The organism is Nostoc sp. C96 (genome assembly GCF_059384975.1).
In genome coordinates, this window is sequence record NZ_CM182020.1 from 5,067,177 (window position 1) to 5,084,865 (window position 17,689).

Below are 17,689 nucleotides of genomic sequence, written 5' to 3' on the forward strand. Positions count from 1 at the left end.
TTCAATCCACAATATAAGTATAAGAAATTGTATCAAGGCAGGTAGGGGGGAATGGTGCGCTTAAAACTGTGGCAGTTGATTATTTTAGCAACACCGATCGCAGCTATTATTATTTTCTTACTGGTTGCCGCAGGTATACAAATCAATGTCTGGGGAATTAACTGGATTTGGGCTGTATTTACCGTGGTTTTTGTTGGTTGGCGTTGGTTGCTGGTGAAGTGGACGCAACCAGCGATTGTGCAGGTAGAAGCGGCGTTAGCGGGATTTAAAGAAGAACTGGAATCGGCGATAGATACAACTGCATCAAAAGTAGGAAGTGATGCTACGCAGCAAGCCGAAGCCGCATTACAAAAAATCTTAGAAGCATCAATTAACGATCGCCCAATTTGGGAAGATTGGCAAACTTTTTGGCAACGCTGTCAAGATGTTGTAGTTGCTGTGGCGAATATCTACCATCCCCAAGTGCAGTATCCCCTTCTCAATATATATGTCCCCCAAGCTTACGGACTGATTCGGGGAACCGTAGACGATTTAGACCAGTGGATGCAGAGATTATCACCTGCTTTAAATCAAGCTACTGTTGGGCAAGCTTATCAAGCTTATGAAGTATATCGCAAGCTAGAACCATCAGCCCGTAAACTTTTGCGAGCTTGGGGCTGGGCGCAATGGTTATTAAATCCGGTGGCGGCTGTGGCGAACCGGGCGACTAAGGGTTACACTAACCGCGCCAATCAGCAGTTGTTGGTGAATTTAGGTCAACTCTTGCGTGAAGCAGCTTTGAGAAATTTATGCAGACAAGCGATCGCCCTTTACGGAGGTATTACACTAGCAAGTACAACAGCAGCTATTTCTCCACCAGCTATCCCACAAACTAAAACCCAAACTCTGCGCGAAATCCTCACTCAAGCTGAACCAGTCGAAGAAGTAGAACAAAAACCCATTAGTATTTTACTAGTAGGGCGAACAGGCGCAGGGAAAAGCAGTTTAATTAACACTTTATTTCAAGCTGACCTGGCGGCGGTGGATGTCTTACCCAGTACCGACCAAATTCAAAATTATCATTGGGAAACTCCTAGCGGTGAAAGTCTGACTCTTTGGGATACCCCTGGTTACGAACAAGTGAAGCGGGGAGAACTCCGCCAATTAGTATTAGATTATGCAACTAACGCAGATTTGTTATTGCTGGTGACACCCGCCCTTGATCCGGCTTTACAAATGGATGTGGACTTTTTAGCAGATATGAAAGGGGAAATTGATGATTTACCTGCGATCGCAGTTGTCACCCAAGTAGATAAATTGCGTCCTATCCGCGAATGGCTACCGCCATACAATTGGGAATGGGGAGAAAAGCCAAAGGAAATTTCTATCCGCGAAGCTACCCAATATCGGGCTGAAAAGCTGGGAGAATTTTCTAACTTAGTTGTCCCGGTGGTAACAAGTGATAGCAAAACCCACCGCACAGCTTGGAATATAGATACTTTATCTTTAGGATTGATTGAGGCGATCGCCCCTGCTAAACAATTACGACTCGCTCGGTTTTTGCGTGACTTAGACTCCCGCACCGTCGCCGCCGCTAAAATTATTGATCACTATACCTTCCAAATGGCGACAACTCAAGGACTAACTTCACTGCTAAAAAGTCCAGTACTGCAATTTATTGCTACTATGTCAACTGGTTCGCCCACCTTAGCATATTTACTAGCAGAGCAAATTCCTGTAGAACAATTACCGATTGTCATTGGTAAACTGCAAATCGCTTATGAACTTTTTTCACTATTAAAAACAGACGATGCCAATAAAATTAACTTTGATTTAATGGCTCTCTGGCCATTATTGTTAGAAAATTCTGCTACACCCGATCGTAACGCTTGGGCATTTGGTCACGCCCTTGTGGAATACTGGACTCAAAATTTAGCAGTGGAACAACTCCGGCAGCGATTTGAGTATTATTTACAACAAGTTTGACCCATTAGGTTATTGATATTTGAGCTATTAATAATGAACTCCAAATTCAACCAAAAGCACGAAATCTTTATTCAAGAGAAACTCAGTAGTGGTAGATATCACACTATTGAGGAAATAATTGTCGAAGCATTAGAACTCTTAGAAGAACATGATAAAAAATATGAACAGTGGTTGCAAGCAGCCCGTGATCATGGTGATGTTTCTATTGCAGAGTTAGAAAAAATTGACGGTAAATTTTTAATAGCACAATTAGAAAGAAAATTACGTAAAGCGCTGGAATCTTAAGCGTTTAATTATTACTTGTTATATCATGTCCGGCAAATCGGTTATGATTACAAGAATCTGTGCAGAAACGACAAAACCCTCCCCTTTACTCCCCTGCGACATTAATGATCAGTCTTTAACCGGACATGATCGATATGACTTGATTGATAAAAGTAACACCCTTACCAACCAAGCCATTATGAGGTTAAGTCGATTAAGTAAGTCGGTGGGAAAAAACCTAACTATGTTACGAAAGATTAACTAAGCTAAAAGCCACTTCCCTCCTGCCTTACCCTGACGATAAATATTCACAACGACCTACTTATGACCTTTATTTAGCTTGCTTGCTGTCGGACATATTGACCATTCAGTCCAGCTTGAATCCAACTCAAGCATTCATATTCAGAATTGAATAATTTGGGGGCGGCAATATTATTCAATATTTCTGGTGGATAATGATCGTAGAAAAATTTGCCCTCTTCTTGAAAGATGATAATTAAATTGTTGCGGAAAATATAACGAGACTTAAAACAATCTTGCTGACTGATAAATTCTAAATTTTCATCAAGATGTTCTTGGGCAATATCAATAATATTCTTAATGCTATTACCGTAGATACCCGCTGGATTTTCTGTTTTGTGAAATCTACTTTTGTTACCAATTTCTGACAACAGCTTATAGGAATAGATTTCGTAAGCATCAGCACTGCCGTAAACAAACGGAATGATGAGATATCCTTGATATGAAACTGAGTTTTCATAAAGAAGACGACTCATCTGAACCTCCTTTGATTAAACTGCTTACACAACGATCGCCCCAATCACAATTCACATTAAAAATTAAGCCATTTCTGTTAGCTATTTTTAAGCATTGTTAATATCCTCTTGGCAGATTTACTCAGAGGTATATAATACTCTTGCGAAAAAAGAGAATTGCTTTAGCTTTATTAAAAATGTCTTGCAATAACTATTATTACTCTTTTTGAAGTGAGTATGAGTTAGATATTTTGTGAAAATCAAAAAATTATCAAAATATTCCTAGAAGGCTTACCACAAACTTAGCTGACTGGGTGGCTGTTCTAGTTGATTCCAAGGTAAAGGCGGAACAGAAACACCACTTTGTTCTAATAGCTTTTGAAAGTGACGGGCAGTGTATGGCGATCGCTCTTCTAGAGGACAATGGACAAAGAAGTAGATTTTTGTTCCCGTTTGCAACCATTGTTGAATCTGAGTAACCCATTCTGCCATAAACGGCTGATTCTCAGACAATATGGGATGAGAAATGAACCGAATTAAGCTAAAGGGTGCTGTAACGCTAAATTGTACAGGTAATTTAGGTTTACGTCGTTCTGAGTGTAGCTGGGGGTCATCTTCGCCATTGTAAATCGGACGCGAATCTAAGAGTACTCGTCCTACACCGAGATTTTCGAGCAACGCTGTTAATTGACTACTATAAGGTTCTTTGAACCAATCAAAATGTCTCACTTCTAAAGCCAGCGGTGCAGTTTCTCGCGGCCAAGCTACCAAAAAATTAGTTAAATCATCAATTAATGTAGGCGAATAACTTGGTGGTAACTGGACAAACATCGGCCCCAAGCGTTTTCCTAAAGGCTGCATTCCTGCTAAAAATTTCAACGCTGCGGGAATATTCGGCTGGAGTAAACCTGTATGGGTGATGTCTCGCGGTAATTTGAGACAAAATTCAAAACCTGGGGGTGTTTGGGCTACCCAACGGCTGATAGTTTCTTGGTTAGGTACAGCATAAAAGGTAGTATTGCCTTCAACCGTAGTCAAGCGACGACTGTAAAGGCTCAAAAAATCGGTAGCGCGAGTACCTGGGGGATAAAATTCACCCATCCAACCTTTATACGACCAAACTGCACAACCAATAAAAAAGTTCACTGACTAGCCTTGAGTGTTCTTACTTAATTGTAAAGGCTTGTGGATGGTGCGATCGCTTGGTGCTGTTTTTCCCAAAAATAAAAACGGGACAACTCATCTAAATTAGTATGAAGCAAAAATCTTTACCAGCATCCTTGCTGGAAATTCTACTACCTCTAGCATTAATTTTCGGTTTAGTTTTACTTTTAAGCCTCAATGTTGGCGAGATTCACCAAACTGAGGCAGCACAAGCACCGTTAGAATCATGGTTAAAATTAATCGTCGGTTATCTAGCCGCCATCGCCGAAATCGCCGCCGCACTGGTAATTGGACTAGCTGTGATTCGAGGTATATTGCTTTATCTGCTGCAAACTTTTTCTCGTTCTAAACAACATATTGACTCTACAGAAGTGGTGCGTTTGCAGTTGGGGCGGGTATTAGCTTTGGGATTAGAATTTACTGTGGCTAGTGACATTTTAAGAACGGCTGTTGCACCTACACGCCAAGATATTCTCAATTTAGGGGCAATTGTGCTGCTAAGAACATTGCTGAATTACTTTTTAGAACGAGAAATTCAACAGGTAGAACAAAGTCGTTCTAAAAATTATCAAACTGCTGAACAAACTGAAAACACATAGTAGATTTGAAATAGGCAAAAAATTTCTATAACCAGCAACTTATACAGGCAATTGTCTGACTCGGAAATTGCGATCGTTCACTGATATAATTGCCCCTGAGATTAAATCTGACTCAAATCGATTTAAGATTTCTGTTAAACGTGCATTAATAATTTCGTAACTTTCATTACCTAATCTAAATATAACTACACTGGGTAATGCTGCTTTACTAACTGCTAACAAATAACCAAAGTCCAAATCTACTGTTAATAAAATTCGCCCTTCGATTTGAGCTTTGATCAGAATTTCATCATCAGGGAGTCTTTCAAGACCTTCATCAACCAAATGTACCGCATCATAGCCAAGAGATTTCAGCCAATTAACAGTACGTGGTGAAATACCCATATCTGCTAAAAATTTCATCCAGCCTCACCCACTATGGGAAAAACCTGTTCACGAGTCAGCCATGCTGCATACATTAAACATTGTTGAATATCTTCCGGTTCCAAATATGGATAATCTTCTCTAATTTCAGCCACAGTTTTGCCATTGGCGACTAAATTCAAAATTAAGGATACTGGAACTCGCATTCCGCGAATACAAGCTTGTCCACCCATAATATGTGGGTCAAACGTAATGCGGTCAAAATCTAGCATATATCTCAGTTCTCCTTTGGTTACTTTAATATACTGTAAGCAGAATATTTTTCTTTATTTTTACCTGCGATCGCTATATTAATACAAGGAGAAATGCGATCGCTCTGACAAAATCCCCACGATACTGAATGTTTGAATATATTTATTTAGTTAAATCTATCTGATTCCGGAAAGCAATCTAATTGATTTTTTAACTTGAATAGTCGGGGTTCAACCCACCTTTCTCTCCAGTATTTAATAAGCTCATCCTCTGTATGCTTAATAAATCTTGGGCGTTTATGTTTCATTGTCAAAAACTCTTTCCAATTTGTAATAAGTGGACAGATATAATAAGCTCTCTTCCAACCAATACTTAAAATATTTTCACCTTCAAACCCTAGATTTTTAAGACCAATTTTTAAAATTCTTAATTTCCAATTAGAGCCGTTACCATACTTGTATTTCGAGAATTGAAACTCAGGAACAAACTGCTTTATAAGTTCCCAACTACCATTAGCTGTAATATGAATATGACTTTGTCCTTGATTTTTTTCAGAATTCAAATATGAATCCTATATGTTCTTGTACATATACTTAAATTTATCAATTTAAGAAATTTTACATTAAAAATGTTTTTAAGTACATTAACTGATTTATTGAGGGTTAGATTAATACAAAAGTGAGTATGTTTGCAACATTAGCGTATCAATCATACCAAAGCGGCAGAGAAAATTATTGCAAATATCTAACGGTTTGAAGTAACACAAAGTTTTGAAAATATTTTTTAAACTATACTAAAATCTGAAAATAACAGCTTTTGAACTTTTGGCTGCCAAGGAAGGTGTACGACCTTGCTCAAACCCGATTAAAATAAATACGCGATCGCACTTTCTACAGGAGTATGCAGCAGTGCAGCCGGATTTACTAGGCTTAGAAATTAGCAAGGGAGAATTGAGGCGTTTGACTGGGTTTAATCCAGAAGATGTTTTCCGGCCTTCGATAATGAAGGACAAAGAAAAGCGACTTGGCTTTTTGGTGAATGAATTGCTGGTAGCGTTAGCACTCACACCAATTATTGTTGGTTTTATTTATGCGTTTATTATTTTGCCAACTATTGGTTCTTCTATTACATTAGGCATCATTTTACTAATTTTAGTACCCTTGGGTGTGCTTGTTGGGCGATCGCTCTGGCGCAGGTTTACTTGTCCCAAAGCCCTAACCATGCTTTTAGATGAAGTTGATCAATATCATGCCGTAATTAACGCCATAGATATTCACGACCAATTAGCCACCTCAAATAACTCCATCAACGATAGAGAACAAGTAATTTCTGCCTTACAACTCATTCGAGAAGATTTAGTCCGGGCTTTAAAAACAGAACGAATTTTGCGGGATAATAAAAAACTGTTGGCAAATAATCAAGAATTATTTGTGAATAATTTAGCAAATCTGCAAGCATTACAAGTCAGTACACAAGCTGGCGAATATGCTCAACTACTCAATCAATCATTGCAGATTGCTCTTGATGTGCAAGCCGAAATTAGAAAATTGCAAAAGCCTTGACCGTAACTGTTAGACAAAAAGTAAAGAGCCACTGATTAGTAATCATAGAATATTTATCATCGGCTGACGATGCAGAAGATTTTTTTCAGCGGCTCTTGCTTCATCGCTTCAGTTGGATAATTTAAATCCCCGCACCATCGAGAAATTCTTGAATTGCTTTATCTCTGAGACTACATAAAGGAGCTTCTGGTTTTAGTTCAGGCTCTTGGATAGCTCCTACACCAACCAATACAGGAGTTTTAGCCGCAGGTTGGAGATTTTGTATAGTTTGGATTTGTTGTTCTAAGGCTTCAATGCGATCGACTAAAGCGCGAATTACTTCGGCCTCCGAGTCGGGTAAGTTGCTGTGTTCTAGAGGTGCGACTCGCACTCCAGAACGATAGACAATCCGACCGGGAATGCCAACCACTGTACAATCAGAAGGCACATCCCTGAGAACGACTGAACCAGCGCCAATACGGACGTTATTCCCAACTTGAATATTACCTAGTACCTTTGCACCAGCACCGACTACAACATTTTCACCGACTGTAGGATGGCGTTTACCGCTTTGTTTACCAGTTCCGCCCAAAGTGACACCTTGATAAATCAAAGCATAATCACCTATGATTGCAGTCTCACCAATTACCACACCCATCCCGTGGTCAATAAATACGCCTTGACCAATAGTTGCGCCTGGGTGAATTTCGATACCAGTTAAAAATCGAGATAGGTGAGAAATAAAGCGGGGGAAAAAGGGAAGACCAAAATGATGTAGCCAATGCGCCAGTCGATGGAAAAGTAGGGCTTGCAAGCCAGGGTAACAAACCAAGACCTCTAGCCAGTTACGGGCGGCTGGGTCACGTTCAAAAATGATGCGAAAATCAGCACGTAAAGTAGATAGCACGCAGTAGTACCCTCGGAAAGCAAAACGAGCTACCATACCATATTATCTTTTTCAGTGCTTACTTGATAAAGTGATGAGTCACCGAAGTTTGCTCAACAGGGGGAACCCGCGCACGCAAGTTCTCTCAGCACGCAACTTCTCGCTAAGTGCTGAGTCAGTTATTTCTTTCCTACTCCCTATTTACTCAGCGCTGGAATCTCCCCATTCTTTAATAGCTGAAAATACTGATGAATAATCATCATTAGCAAATGACATTTTCATAGCTGTATACAAAATGTGTCGTACAGACTCAATGCTGCCAAGATCTAAACCTAAAGCTTTGGCTTCTGAGATAAACAAATCTGTATCTTTGAGTAAATGTTTGGTGGGAAAATTAGGGTTAGCATAGTTTTCCTCTAACATTCGTTGCAGCTTTTTATCAAAGGTAGGTGCATAAAGAGAACTTGCACGTAAAACTTGCATAAAAGACTCGATATTGACACCTTGACGCTGTAAAAAAGCCAGACTCAGGGCAAAGCTGGTGGTCATAGAAGCAATTAATTGATTGAGGGCTAATTTTAACGCCGAGGCTGTCCCTACTGGCCCTACTAGTAAAGGTTCTGAACCAAAATTTTTGAGTAATTGTAAATGGTTTTGGTATTGTGATTGTGTTGCGCCTACCATGACAATTAACTGACCGCTTTTTGCTTCTGGGATGCTTCCTAATACAGGGGCTTCTAAATATTCACCACCACCACCAACTACAGTATCTCGAATTTCTTGACTTTCTGTGGGTGTAATTGTCCCCATTTGGATGATGGTGCGTCCTTCTAGGGTGCGCCAAGCAGTATCTGAAAGCAAGACTTGATAAATGGCTGCGGCGTTGGTAAGCATCAAAATAATGCAATCAGCCGCACGAATGGCGTGACGGGGTTGTGTGACAATTTCTGCGCCAGCGGCTTGTAATGGGGCTAATTTTTCTGGGGTGCGATTGTAAGCAACTACTTGTATATCGGCTGCTAACAACCTTTGAGCCATTGGTTGTCCCATCAGTCCAGTTCCCAGAAATGCCACCTTCATTTTTCACGTTCCTTTGATAAAGCTTAGGCGTTGGCGTAGCCTCTCGTAGAGAAGCCTGTCGTAGACATCGCGTTTTCATCGTTTGATTGTAATTGGCTGGCGAGTTGTCATTTGAGACTTAAGATGCCATCCTAAATCTCAAATTCACCCAAGACTGCTGAGGAATCAGCCGCCAGCAGCAAAAGTTACCATAATGACAACAGAAAGTAAGATACCGGGTGTAAGTAGCATGATTAGCATCAACAGGTCATGAGTATTCATAGGTATTTGTTGCTTTTCTAAACACAGGATTTCGCAGTAATCAATAGTAATGCTAGTCCATATAACAGTGATGCTGCCGACTTACAGAGAGTTTTAACTTTTTACCTTTACTTTTACTTTGGCACAATTAATCCTTTTAGGGGTTGATAATTTTCATGATCTCGGAGTCCTTTACTTTGGACTAAAACCCCAAAGCCGCCTAATCCTGTGGGATCGATAAGTTTATGCAGTGATTCTCGTCTGGGCAACAATTGAGCAATGGATATGTCTTGATGAGAAAGAGAGGCTATTCTGTCTCCCAAACCCAACGCCATCAAAAATAAACCTTGTTGGGTAAAGCCAACTTTGGTTAAACCACACTGTTCACCCCAAAGTTCCAAGGCGGTAAAGTCAACATGGGCGGTGATATCTTGTCGCCCAATATTGATATAGGGGTTGTTATGGTAGCGATGCTGGTAGTAGCACTGTAGGGTTCCTTGCGATCGCCTGGGGTTATAGTAGCGATGGGCAGGATAGCCATAATCAACTGTTACCACATACCCGCGCTGCAAGCGGTCTGCTACTATACTCAACCAATCTAAAGCGGCTAGGTTAATTTCGCTGCGGTAGCCATCTGGGTAGACATTTGCAGATAAATCGATATTTATCAAATCAAAATATTTGATTAAATGATGTGTAGAAATTTCCCCGATTACTTCTGCAAACTCTCCTTCAAGCAGCAGGTGATTTTCATCTTTTTCTGCCAAAGATGTTAAGGTGACATAAATTTCCCGCAGTTCTCCAGCTTGTAAAATAAACTGATTTACTGGGAAAGCATCTACTAATTCGTTAGAAAAAAAACAGCCATTTATGGAATTGCTGGGTATATCTGCTAAATTGCACCAACGCACCGAGTAATTTTGTAAACGTTGCTGTTGTTCTCGCTGCAATTCGGGAGATTTTTCAATAATTACATAATCTAATGCTGGGAAAAAATCAGGATAATGTAGTTGATAATAATTGAGGATATGCAAAGCGAGTAATCCTTGGCCGGCTCCCATTTCTACCAAAGAAAATGGTTTTGGTTGTCCTAAAATTTCCCACATTTGCACAAATTGTTCTGCTAGTATCTCACCAAAGTCAGCACCGAGACTAGCCGATGTGAAAAAATCACCGCCTTTAAACCCAATATTTACAACTTTGCTGGAATAATAGCCGTGTTCAGGGTGATATAACACCGTGTTCATATATTCGGCAAAGGTGATTCGCTTTTGGGGGGTATTCGTAATGCGATCGCTAATGGCTGCACACAATGCGGGGTTAGAATTCATACACAAGTTGTATTATTGGACTGCAAATCCTAGACTTTCAAAGAAGGCTGGGATATTCTTATTCACAATAGATATTTCCTTTATGGCTTTTCCTTAATAGTGACTAATCCATGTATTCCCAGTGCTGCGATGACACCGCCTAGCAGTCCCCAGGTACCATCGGCAAATACATTGATGCGATGAATAAACGTACGATGGTAAGCGTATTCTAACTGCCTATCATTGACTTTGTTTTCTTCTACCAATGTTTGCACATACTTCTCAGCTTTTTGGAGTGCTGCGTAGTCTAAGTTAAACCAATAAAGTGATGTTCCTATTACTGCCACACCTGGAAAAACTAAAGTAATTAAAAGAATTGCTATACGTGCTTTCATACAACCTGATGATTTACCTATTCCATTTAACTTCTCACAGGTACGGAAAGAAATAGTACATTGAGCAAAACAAGATAAATTTGGGAATACTCATAGTGTTTCGCACCGATTGCTTTGGTTAGGCTCACGCTATGAGAGCATTAAAGATCATTTTTCTGGGACTTGGTTATGTTTTGTGTGTTTGTTTGGTATTGATTTCAGTATCGACAGGATATGCAACAACATCAGCATCAGTTGATACTTTACGACAACAGCAGCAACAAATTAATCAAGAACGCCAGAATGTGATTCAGGAACGCGATCGCTTGACTAATTTGCAAAATGCTGCCCAAAATCGCTTAACTGGGATCAAGCAAAATCTCAACACCACAAATAATCAAATTCAAGATAGTGAATCGCGGTTAACCCAAGCTACCCAACGCTTACAAAAGCTAGAAGCTGATTTAGCCGTGGCGCAACGTACTTATGAAGAACGACAAGTCGCCACAGTAGCGAGGTTGCGTTATCTCCAGCGATCGCACGCTAGTCTAGGGTGGGCAGTTTTAATGCAAAGCCAAAATATTAGTGACTTTATTAGCCGCCGTCATCAATTAAAGTTAGTGTATCAGGCAGACCAAAAAATTCTAGCCAAACTCAACGACCAAGCACTGCAAATCAATCAGCAGAAAACTGACGTAGAACAGCAAAAAAATGAAATTGCTTTGATTCGCCAGCAATTACTCGCCCAAAAAGCTGATTATCAAACTCAGGCGCAGTCACAATCAGAATTAATTCAACGCTTAAATAGCGATCGCCTCGCCTTAGAAGCAGCCGAAAATCAATTAGAAAGAGATTCCCATAATCTAGAAAACTTGATTGAAGAAAAAGTCGCCGCCTTAGAAGGACGCAGCAAAACCAACAGTCGCAACAGCATTATCATTCGCGGAACAGGAATGTTTGCTTATCCTAGCAATGCACCGACTAGCAGCCGCTTTGGCTGGCGAGTACACCCGATTCTGGGCTATCGGCGCTTTCATGCAGGTTTGGATTTTGCAGCTAGTTATGGCAGTACAATTCGCGCCGCCGATTCGGGAACTGTAATTTTTGCTGGGTGGTATGGTGGCTATGGTAGAGCCGTAATTATCGACCACGGTAACGGATTGACGACACTCTACGGACACACCAGCGAATTATTTGTTTCGGAGGGACAAGGGGTACAACGGGGACAAGCGATCGCGGCTGTTGGTTCCACAGGTTTTTCTACCGGGCCGCACCTGCATTTTGAAGTGCGCCGTCATGGTACACCCGTTAATCCGGCTGATTATCTTTAAGCGATCGGCAAATTTGATCACAGCTATGCTATAATGAAGAAGACTAAGGGCGTGTGGCTCAGTGGATAGAGCAACAGATTCCGGTTCTGTGGGTCGGGGGTTCAAATCCCTCCACGCTCGTTTTTTTAGAATTCTGCTTTAATCATTTTCAATGATGGGACAAATCGTGGAATGAGAACTATCAGGTTTGATTTCCCAACCAGATAATAATCCTGATAATTCTTGTCTTAAAATTAGTAATTGTCGAATTTGTTCATCAATAGCTTTTACTTTGTCTTCTAATTTAACTTTGATATGTTCACAAGGTAATTTACCGCTATCATGAACATTTAAAAATTCTTTAATTTCTGACAAACTTAAGCCTAAGCTTTGAGCGCGTTTAATAAAGTGCAGTCGCTCCAAAACATCAGAGTTAAATAATCTAAATCCACCTTCTGTTCTACCTGATGATTTAAGTAGACCAAGTTCTTCATAATAGCGAATAGTTTTTATTGGTACGCCACTTTCTTTGGCAATTACACCAATTTGTTTTGCTTCTGCTTGGGCTAACATAATTACCAAACTTTTTGTGAGATATAGTTAATAATCCTATCTTAAAATCTCCATTGAACTGGAGAGTCAACAAAATCTCAAATCTAAAATGGTGTAAGCAAATGGTTCACCCGATTGGGTGAATGCGATCGCCCCATCAAGAACTAACCTGAAATAAGGCTATGTTTTGCGTCTGTTCGCACTCATGTTTACAGAAGCGAAATTGTTGCTATAGTTACCATCTCTTGCAAAATTATGCCAGGTGCTTGGGTATTAAAGGGTGAAAGAGTGGATGAAGCCTTAAAATTCCTACGTAAACTAGAATTTCCGTCCGAGACTATTACTTTGTTGGAAAAAATTGCAGCCATTTTACCAGGGATGATTTTTCAATTCCGACAACAGGCGGATGGTTCCCCGGTTGTTTTATACGTCAGTTCCGGTTGTCGAGCTTTGTCGGAGTTAGAACCAGAAGTAATCCAAGCAGACTGGCAAATTTTATACCAATTAATCCATCCCCAGGACAGAAGCAAGTTTACCAAATCCCTACTGATTGCTTTTGATACGCTTAACCCTTGGCATTGGGAAGGTCGCATCATCACACCCAGTGGGAAACTCAAGTGGATTCAAGGCGCTTGCCAATTGGAAGCACAGGCAAATGGCGATATTTTGTGTAATGGCTTAGTTATAGATATTACTAATAGAAAACAAACAGAAGCAAATTTACGAGCTAGTGAGGCGAGATATCAAGCAATTTTGGCGGCTATTCCTGATTTAATGTTTCGCTTGAGCCGTGATGGTGAATATCTTGATTTGAAAGGTGATGGTATCAACCTCACGCTGACAAAAGAAGAGATAGTTGGTAAAAATATGCGCGATTTATTACCAAGTGACTTAGCTTTAATTGGTCAAGAAACCATTGCGAAAACTTTAGATGCAGGAACGTTGCAAACTTGCGAATATCAATTACCCACGCCTCTGGGAATCCGAGATTATGAGGCGCGGTTAGTAGTCAGCGGTGCTGATGAAGTATTAGCTATTGTCAGGGATATTACAGAACGTAAACAAGCAGAAACTTCCCTACGAAATTTGGCGCAAAAGTTTGCTAAAGCTTTTAGTTGTAGTCCTGATCCAATTAGCATTACTACCCTCAAAGAAGGACGCTTCATTGAAGTTAATGATAGTTTTATGCAGCTATCAGGTTATGAACAGGATGAAGTAATTAATAATACTGCTTTTGAATTAAAAATTTGGGTAAATGAAGGCGATCGCACTCAATTATTACAAGATTTACAGACCAAGGGCGCAATTCGCAACTTAGAATTTGCTTTTCGGCGCAAGTCTGGGGAGGTACTCACAACCCTGCTTTCCGCCGATGTGATTGATTTAGATGGCGTACCGTGTATTTTAGCCATTAACCACGATATAACCGCCCGTAAGCAAGCAGAGGCGCAAATCCGCTTGACTGCACAGCGCGATCGCTTGTTGACAGAAACTCTAGTCCGAATTCGGTCTTCCCTGGATTTAGAACAAATTCTGCAAACGACTGTATCGGAAGTCCGGCAATTTTTGCAAGCCGATCGCGTTTTTATTGGGTTGAATAATTACGAGTTAAAAGTCAAAACAGTAGCTGAATCAGTAGATCCTCAATATCCATCAGTACTAGGTTGGACACCAGAAGATAAAAGTTATCTGCAAGAATTGAAAACTATTTTTTCCACTCACCGCGTGCGTGTAGTGGAAGATGTCAGTCAAATAAGCGTATCGCCGAAATTACAAGCACATTATCAACAATTTCAGACCAGGGCGACTTTAGCCGTACCCATTATGTTAGGCGAAGAATTATTTGGTGCATTAGTCGCCAATCAATGTTCTGCGCCCCGTCAATGGCAAGCTATAGAAATAGATTTACTCCAGCAATTATCAGAACAGTTAGCGATCGCCATTCAACAAGCTCAACTCTACCAAGAACTCGCCCAACTCAACACCAATCTAGAACGCCAAGTAGAAGAACGTACCGCCCAACTGCAACAAAAAATGCAGGAATTAGAAAAACTGCAACAAGTCAAAGATGTGGTACTGCATACAGTCGCCCATGATTTACGCACTACAGTCATGGGTAACTTGATGGTACTGAAGAATTTACGGGAGAATAACGGAGTAGAAAGTCAAGAAGCAGGGGAGATTTCCCCCTATTCCGGTTCCTCTTCCTCTATCCCTGTACCTAGTTCGATCGTTGAGAGGATGATTCAAGGGAACGATCGCCAACTAGCAATGATTAACTCTTTGTTAGAAATTCATTGCTGTATGGAACAAGGTGTTACTCTAAATCCTCAGCAGGTAAAATTAAACACACTTTTAGAACAAATCATTCCCAATTTACAACCACTGTTGTGGCAAAATCAGGCAAAACTAGAGAACTTAGTCAAAGAAGATTTGCCATTAGTTATGGCAGATACTATGCAGTTACAAACAGTGTTGTTCACTTTACTGATTTATAGCTTGCAACATAATCCTCCAGGATTGAAATTTTCGCTCACAGCCACCGTTGTAGAAAAAATGATGCGGATTCAACTTGAACATAACGGTGTCACAATGAGTAAATTAGATGGCGATCGCCTCTTTGATTTATACGTGCGAGAACCCCAAGCACCTTGTTCCACAATTTTAGGTTTGAAAATGTATCTATGTCGGCAAATTATTCAAGCCCACGGTGGTGAGATTGGTGTGATTAGTAACCGCAAACGCGGATTAACATTTTGGTTTACATTGTCTGTAGCCGATTAGTCGTCAAAATGTACCCATAATTCACCATAATAATTACGAGGGTGTGCTGACATCTGGAAAATAGAAAAACACCTGCGATGGTATGGTCAAAGTTGGTAAGACACTAATGGCTAACTTATTGCAAAAATTCGGAACCTGGTGGAAACAAGCTTTTTCTACACCAAAAATAGATATAATCACTGCTGAATATCAATCCTGGCGCAGTCAATTTTTATGGCAAAGACTACGCTTGTGGTTATGGCTGGCATTTATTTGTTTATTAACTTTTACAGTCCGCGATATTTATGACTTATTCTTTTCTTTAAAGGAGTTGGCGCAGCTACCAAGAATACTGAGAATTCAGGGACTGGCGATTAACGTTTCTATGTTGCTGAGTTTATTTACTTGCTTTAGTTTACATAAAACTCGCTTCGGTCATCGTCACCCAGGAAGATTATTTTTAGGCACATCTTGGTCTGTTAGCTTTGCGACTCAATTATTTGCCACCATTAAAGGTTTTGCCTTACCTGATATTATTGGTTGGTCGCTACTATTTCTCAGTCAAGCGATATTTATGCCAGTCCGCTGGCCTCTCCACTTAATATCTCAGGTAAGTATTCTAGCTTATTATTTTATTGTGAATACTGCCTTGGGTTTAAAAACACTTAAACCAGAACATCCAGAACTATATAATGTGACATTTATTTTATATATATTTTGGTTTTGTGTTATCTGCGATTTGGGAGTTTATTTATACGATCGCCTCCAACGTTCTGAGTTTTATACCCGCAAAGAATTAGAATCAGCTAATAGAAAATTAGTTGTAGCCGAAGCGAAGTATCGCAGTATTTTTGAAAACGCCATTGAAGGGATTTTTCAAAGCAGTCCTGATGGTCGTTACATTACAGCTAATCCAGCACTAGCCAAGATTTATGGCTATTCATCGTCAGAAGAAGTCACAGCAAATTTTACAGATATTGAAAATCAATTATATGTTGACCCCACCCGTCGGGCTGATTTTGTCCGTTTAATTGAAAAGTACGGAATTATCTCAGAGTTTGAATCACAAATTTATCGCCAAGATGGGAGTATTGTTTGGATTTCTGAAAAAGCTTATGCGGTGCGTGACTCAGCCGGCAAACTACTTTATTATGAAGGGTTAATTGAAGATATTACCCAACGCAAAAAAGCCGAGGAAGCACTACAAGAACAATTAGATTTTTTACAAGTTTTAATTGATACAATTCCCACTCCAGTTTTTTATAAAAATCCTCAAGGGTTGTATCTCGGTTGTAACAAAGCTTTTGAAACAGTTCTTGGTTTGGGTAAAGAACAAATTCTCGGTAAGTCGGATTATGACCTTGCACCAAAAGAACTTGCTGACCAATACTATCATGCAGATATGACACTGTTAGAGCAGCAACAAGTGCAAACTTATGAAAGCTTTTTGGTGTTTGCTGATCAAACCAAACATGATGTCATATTTTATAAAGCAACTTTTTCTAAAGTAGATGGTTCCTTGGGTGGTTTGGTAGGCGTAATTTTAGATATTAGCGAACTCCAAGCTGCACTGCGCGATCGCCAGCGTACCGAAGAAGCATTGCGAGTCTTTTTCCATGCAGTTTCTCACGACTTACGTAACCCAGTGTTAGGTAGTTTGATGGTGCTGCGGAATTTGCTGGAAAATGGGAGTGATCTAATTTCTTTACCACGTTCAACTTTAGAACGAATGGTGCAAAGTAGCGATCGCCAATTGAATTTGATTAATTCGTTAATGGAAGCCCATGTAAATGAAGTCCAAGGGTTGGTGTTGCAACAAAAACCCCTGCAATTGTATATGGTTGTTGTCGATGCGCTCGCCGATTTAGAACCAATGCTGCAAAAAAATCAAACTAATCTGATCAACCTTGTTACCGCAGACTTACCATTAATCAACGCCGACCCAACGCAACTATGGCGGGTATTTTCTAACTTAATTGGCAATGCCATCAAACATAATCTACCAGGATTACAAATTACAATCAACGCCATAGTTGAAGGTGAAAAAATTTATTGTACCGTCAGTGATAACGGTGTTGGCATTAGCCCCGAACAAAGCCAACGCATGTTTGATTTATATTTCCGAGGCAAAAATAACTCTTATTCTTTAGGTTTAGGCTTGGGATTATATCTGTGTAAACAAATTGTTCAAGCTCATGGTGGCGAAATCGGCGTACAAAGCGCATTGGCAACAGGCTCAACATTTTGGTTTACACTACCAATTAGCTGATT

General features: G+C 40.1%; 17 protein-coding genes and 1 tRNA gene. 8 read left to right on the forward strand and 10 right to left on the reverse strand.

The annotated features are described in order from the left end of the window. Positions 1 to 51: 51 nt before the first annotated feature. A complete protein-coding gene (locus AC504W_RS21635) occupies positions 52 to 1,965 on the forward strand; it encodes a GTPase family protein (RefSeq protein ID WP_494874279.1) in 1,914 nt (637 codons plus the stop codon). A gap of 33 nt (positions 1,966 to 1,998) precedes the next feature. Continuing rightward, positions 1,999 to 2,250, forward strand: a complete 252-nt coding sequence (locus tag AC504W_RS21640) for a ribbon-helix-helix domain-containing protein (protein WP_096579836.1) — start codon at positions 1,999 to 2,001, stop codon at positions 2,248 to 2,250. Between the two features lie 314 nt (positions 2,251 to 2,564). Here the strand turns inward: AC504W_RS21640 and AC504W_RS21645 are convergent, their stop codons facing one another. Together AC504W_RS21645 and AC504W_RS21650 are read right to left on the reverse strand one after the other, a co-directional pair. Beyond that, a complete protein-coding gene (locus AC504W_RS21645) occupies positions 2,565 to 3,005 on the reverse strand; it encodes a hypothetical protein (RefSeq protein WP_096579838.1) in 441 nt (146 codons plus the stop codon). Positions 3,006 to 3,275: 270 nt separating this feature from the next. Further along, positions 3,276 to 4,130 (reverse strand): DUF72 domain-containing protein, encoded by an 855-nt coding sequence (locus AC504W_RS21650; RefSeq protein ID WP_494874280.1) that lies wholly within the window; start codon positions 4,128 to 4,130, stop codon positions 3,276 to 3,278. Positions 4,131 to 4,237: 107 nt separating this feature from the next. On the opposite strand from AC504W_RS21650, the gene AC504W_RS21655 reads away from it, so the two are divergent. Continuing rightward, complete coding sequence (locus AC504W_RS21655; protein WP_494874281.1) at positions 4,238 to 4,747, forward strand: DUF1622 domain-containing protein; 510 nt, start codon at positions 4,238 to 4,240, stop codon at positions 4,745 to 4,747. Between the two features lie 39 nt (positions 4,748 to 4,786). On the opposite strand, the gene AC504W_RS21660 is transcribed toward AC504W_RS21655, so the two are convergent. The 3 genes from AC504W_RS21660 to AC504W_RS21670 form a co-directional block, all read right to left on the reverse strand. Continuing rightward, positions 4,787 to 5,149, reverse strand: a complete 363-nt coding sequence (locus AC504W_RS21660; RefSeq protein ID WP_494874282.1) for a DUF5615 family PIN-like protein — start codon at positions 5,147 to 5,149, stop codon at positions 4,787 to 4,789. After that, entirely contained in the window at positions 5,146 to 5,382 is a 237-nt protein-coding gene (locus AC504W_RS21665) for a DUF433 domain-containing protein (RefSeq protein WP_494874283.1), read from the reverse strand. Before AC504W_RS21665 ends, AC504W_RS21660 begins: the two co-directional genes overlap by 4 nt. Positions 5,383 to 5,528: 146 nt before the next feature. Beyond that, positions 5,529 to 5,924, reverse strand: coding sequence for a hypothetical protein (locus AC504W_RS21670; RefSeq protein WP_494874284.1), 396 nt, complete (start codon positions 5,922 to 5,924; stop codon positions 5,529 to 5,531). A gap of 346 nt (positions 5,925 to 6,270) precedes the next feature. On the opposite strand from AC504W_RS21670, the gene AC504W_RS21675 reads away from it, so the two are divergent. Beyond that, positions 6,271 to 6,924 (forward strand): hypothetical protein, encoded by a 654-nt coding sequence (locus AC504W_RS21675; RefSeq protein ID WP_494879670.1) that lies wholly within the window; start codon positions 6,271 to 6,273, stop codon positions 6,922 to 6,924. A 121-nt stretch (positions 6,925 to 7,045) separates the two neighbouring features. Here the strand turns inward: AC504W_RS21675 and cysE are convergent, their stop codons facing one another. From cysE to AC504W_RS21695, 4 genes are all read right to left on the reverse strand, one after another. After that, the gene (cysE, locus tag AC504W_RS21680; RefSeq protein ID WP_494874285.1) at positions 7,046 to 7,810 is read right to left on the reverse strand and encodes a serine O-acetyltransferase; all 765 of its coding nucleotides are present in this window, start codon (positions 7,808 to 7,810) and stop codon (positions 7,046 to 7,048) included. A 180-nt stretch (positions 7,811 to 7,990) separates the two neighbouring features. Then, positions 7,991 to 8,869: an NAD(P)-dependent oxidoreductase gene (locus AC504W_RS21685; protein ID WP_494874286.1), complete on the reverse strand. Its 879-nt coding sequence runs from the start codon at positions 8,867 to 8,869 to the stop codon at positions 7,991 to 7,993. A 374-nt stretch (positions 8,870 to 9,243) separates the two neighbouring features. After that, the gene (locus AC504W_RS21690; RefSeq protein WP_494874287.1) at positions 9,244 to 10,440 is read right to left on the reverse strand and encodes a class I SAM-dependent methyltransferase; all 1,197 of its coding nucleotides are present in this window, start codon (positions 10,438 to 10,440) and stop codon (positions 9,244 to 9,246) included. 80 nt (positions 10,441 to 10,520) lie between these two features. Next, entirely contained in the window at positions 10,521 to 10,814 is a 294-nt protein-coding gene (locus tag AC504W_RS21695) for a hypothetical protein (RefSeq protein WP_494874288.1), read from the reverse strand. Positions 10,815 to 10,945: 131 nt separating this feature from the next. On the opposite strand from AC504W_RS21695, the gene AC504W_RS21700 reads away from it, so the two are divergent. Further along, positions 10,946 to 12,124, forward strand: a complete 1,179-nt coding sequence (locus tag AC504W_RS21700) for a murein hydrolase activator EnvC family protein (RefSeq protein WP_494874289.1) — start codon at positions 10,946 to 10,948, stop codon at positions 12,122 to 12,124. Between the two features lie 47 nt (positions 12,125 to 12,171). Next, positions 12,172 to 12,244, forward strand: a tRNA-Arg gene (locus tag AC504W_RS21705). An 18-nt stretch (positions 12,245 to 12,262) separates the two neighbouring features. On the opposite strand, the gene AC504W_RS21710 is transcribed toward AC504W_RS21705, so the two are convergent. Next, positions 12,263 to 12,676, reverse strand: coding sequence for a heavy metal-responsive transcriptional regulator (locus tag AC504W_RS21710; RefSeq protein ID WP_103124545.1), 414 nt, complete (start codon positions 12,674 to 12,676; stop codon positions 12,263 to 12,265). Positions 12,677 to 12,910: 234 nt separating this feature from the next. On the opposite strand from AC504W_RS21710, the gene AC504W_RS21715 reads away from it, so the two are divergent. Further along, on the forward strand, positions 12,911 to 15,439 hold the full coding sequence (locus AC504W_RS21715) for a sensor histidine kinase (protein WP_494874290.1): 2,529 nt from the start codon (positions 12,911 to 12,913) through the stop codon (positions 15,437 to 15,439). Positions 15,440 to 15,545: 106 nt separating this feature from the next. Then, positions 15,546 to 17,687 (forward strand): sensor histidine kinase, encoded by a 2,142-nt coding sequence (locus AC504W_RS21720; protein WP_494874292.1) that lies wholly within the window; start codon positions 15,546 to 15,548, stop codon positions 17,685 to 17,687. The last annotated feature ends 2 nt before the right edge of the window (positions 17,688 to 17,689 follow it).

Bases quoted from the DNA above. Each gene is read 5' to 3' on its own strand.
- AC504W_RS21720 (WP_494874292.1), top strand. From the start codon at position 15,546: ATGGCTAACTTATTGCAAAAATTCGGAACCTGGTGGAAACAAGCTTTT.
- AC504W_RS21645 (WP_096579838.1), bottom strand. From the start codon at position 3,005: ATGAGTCGTCTTCTTTATGAAAACTCAGTTTCATATCAAGGATATCTC.
- AC504W_RS21690 (WP_494874287.1), bottom strand. From the start codon at position 10,440: ATGAATTCTAACCCCGCATTGTGTGCAGCCATTAGCGATCGCATTACG.
- AC504W_RS21685 (WP_494874286.1), bottom strand. From the start codon at position 8,869: ATGAAGGTGGCATTTCTGGGAACTGGACTGATGGGACAACCAATGGCT.
- AC504W_RS21640 (WP_096579836.1), top strand. From the start codon at position 1,999: ATGAACTCCAAATTCAACCAAAAGCACGAAATCTTTATTCAAGAGAAA.
- AC504W_RS21660 (WP_494874282.1), bottom strand. From the start codon at position 5,149: ATGAAATTTTTAGCAGATATGGGTATTTCACCACGTACTGTTAATTGG.
- AC504W_RS21710 (WP_103124545.1), bottom strand. From the start codon at position 12,676: ATGTTAGCCCAAGCAGAAGCAAAACAAATTGGTGTAATTGCCAAAGAA.
- AC504W_RS21715 (WP_494874290.1), top strand. From the start codon at position 12,911: ATGCCAGGTGCTTGGGTATTAAAGGGTGAAAGAGTGGATGAAGCCTTA.
- AC504W_RS21665 (WP_494874283.1), bottom strand. From the start codon at position 5,382: ATGCTAGATTTTGACCGCATTACGTTTGACCCACATATTATGGGTGGA.
- AC504W_RS21635 (WP_494874279.1), top strand. From the start codon at position 52: ATGGTGCGCTTAAAACTGTGGCAGTTGATTATTTTAGCAACACCGATC.
- AC504W_RS21655 (WP_494874281.1), top strand. From the start codon at position 4,238: ATGAAGCAAAAATCTTTACCAGCATCCTTGCTGGAAATTCTACTACCT.
- AC504W_RS21700 (WP_494874289.1), top strand. From the start codon at position 10,946: ATGAGAGCATTAAAGATCATTTTTCTGGGACTTGGTTATGTTTTGTGT.
- AC504W_RS21695 (WP_494874288.1), bottom strand. From the start codon at position 10,814: ATGAAAGCACGTATAGCAATTCTTTTAATTACTTTAGTTTTTCCAGGT.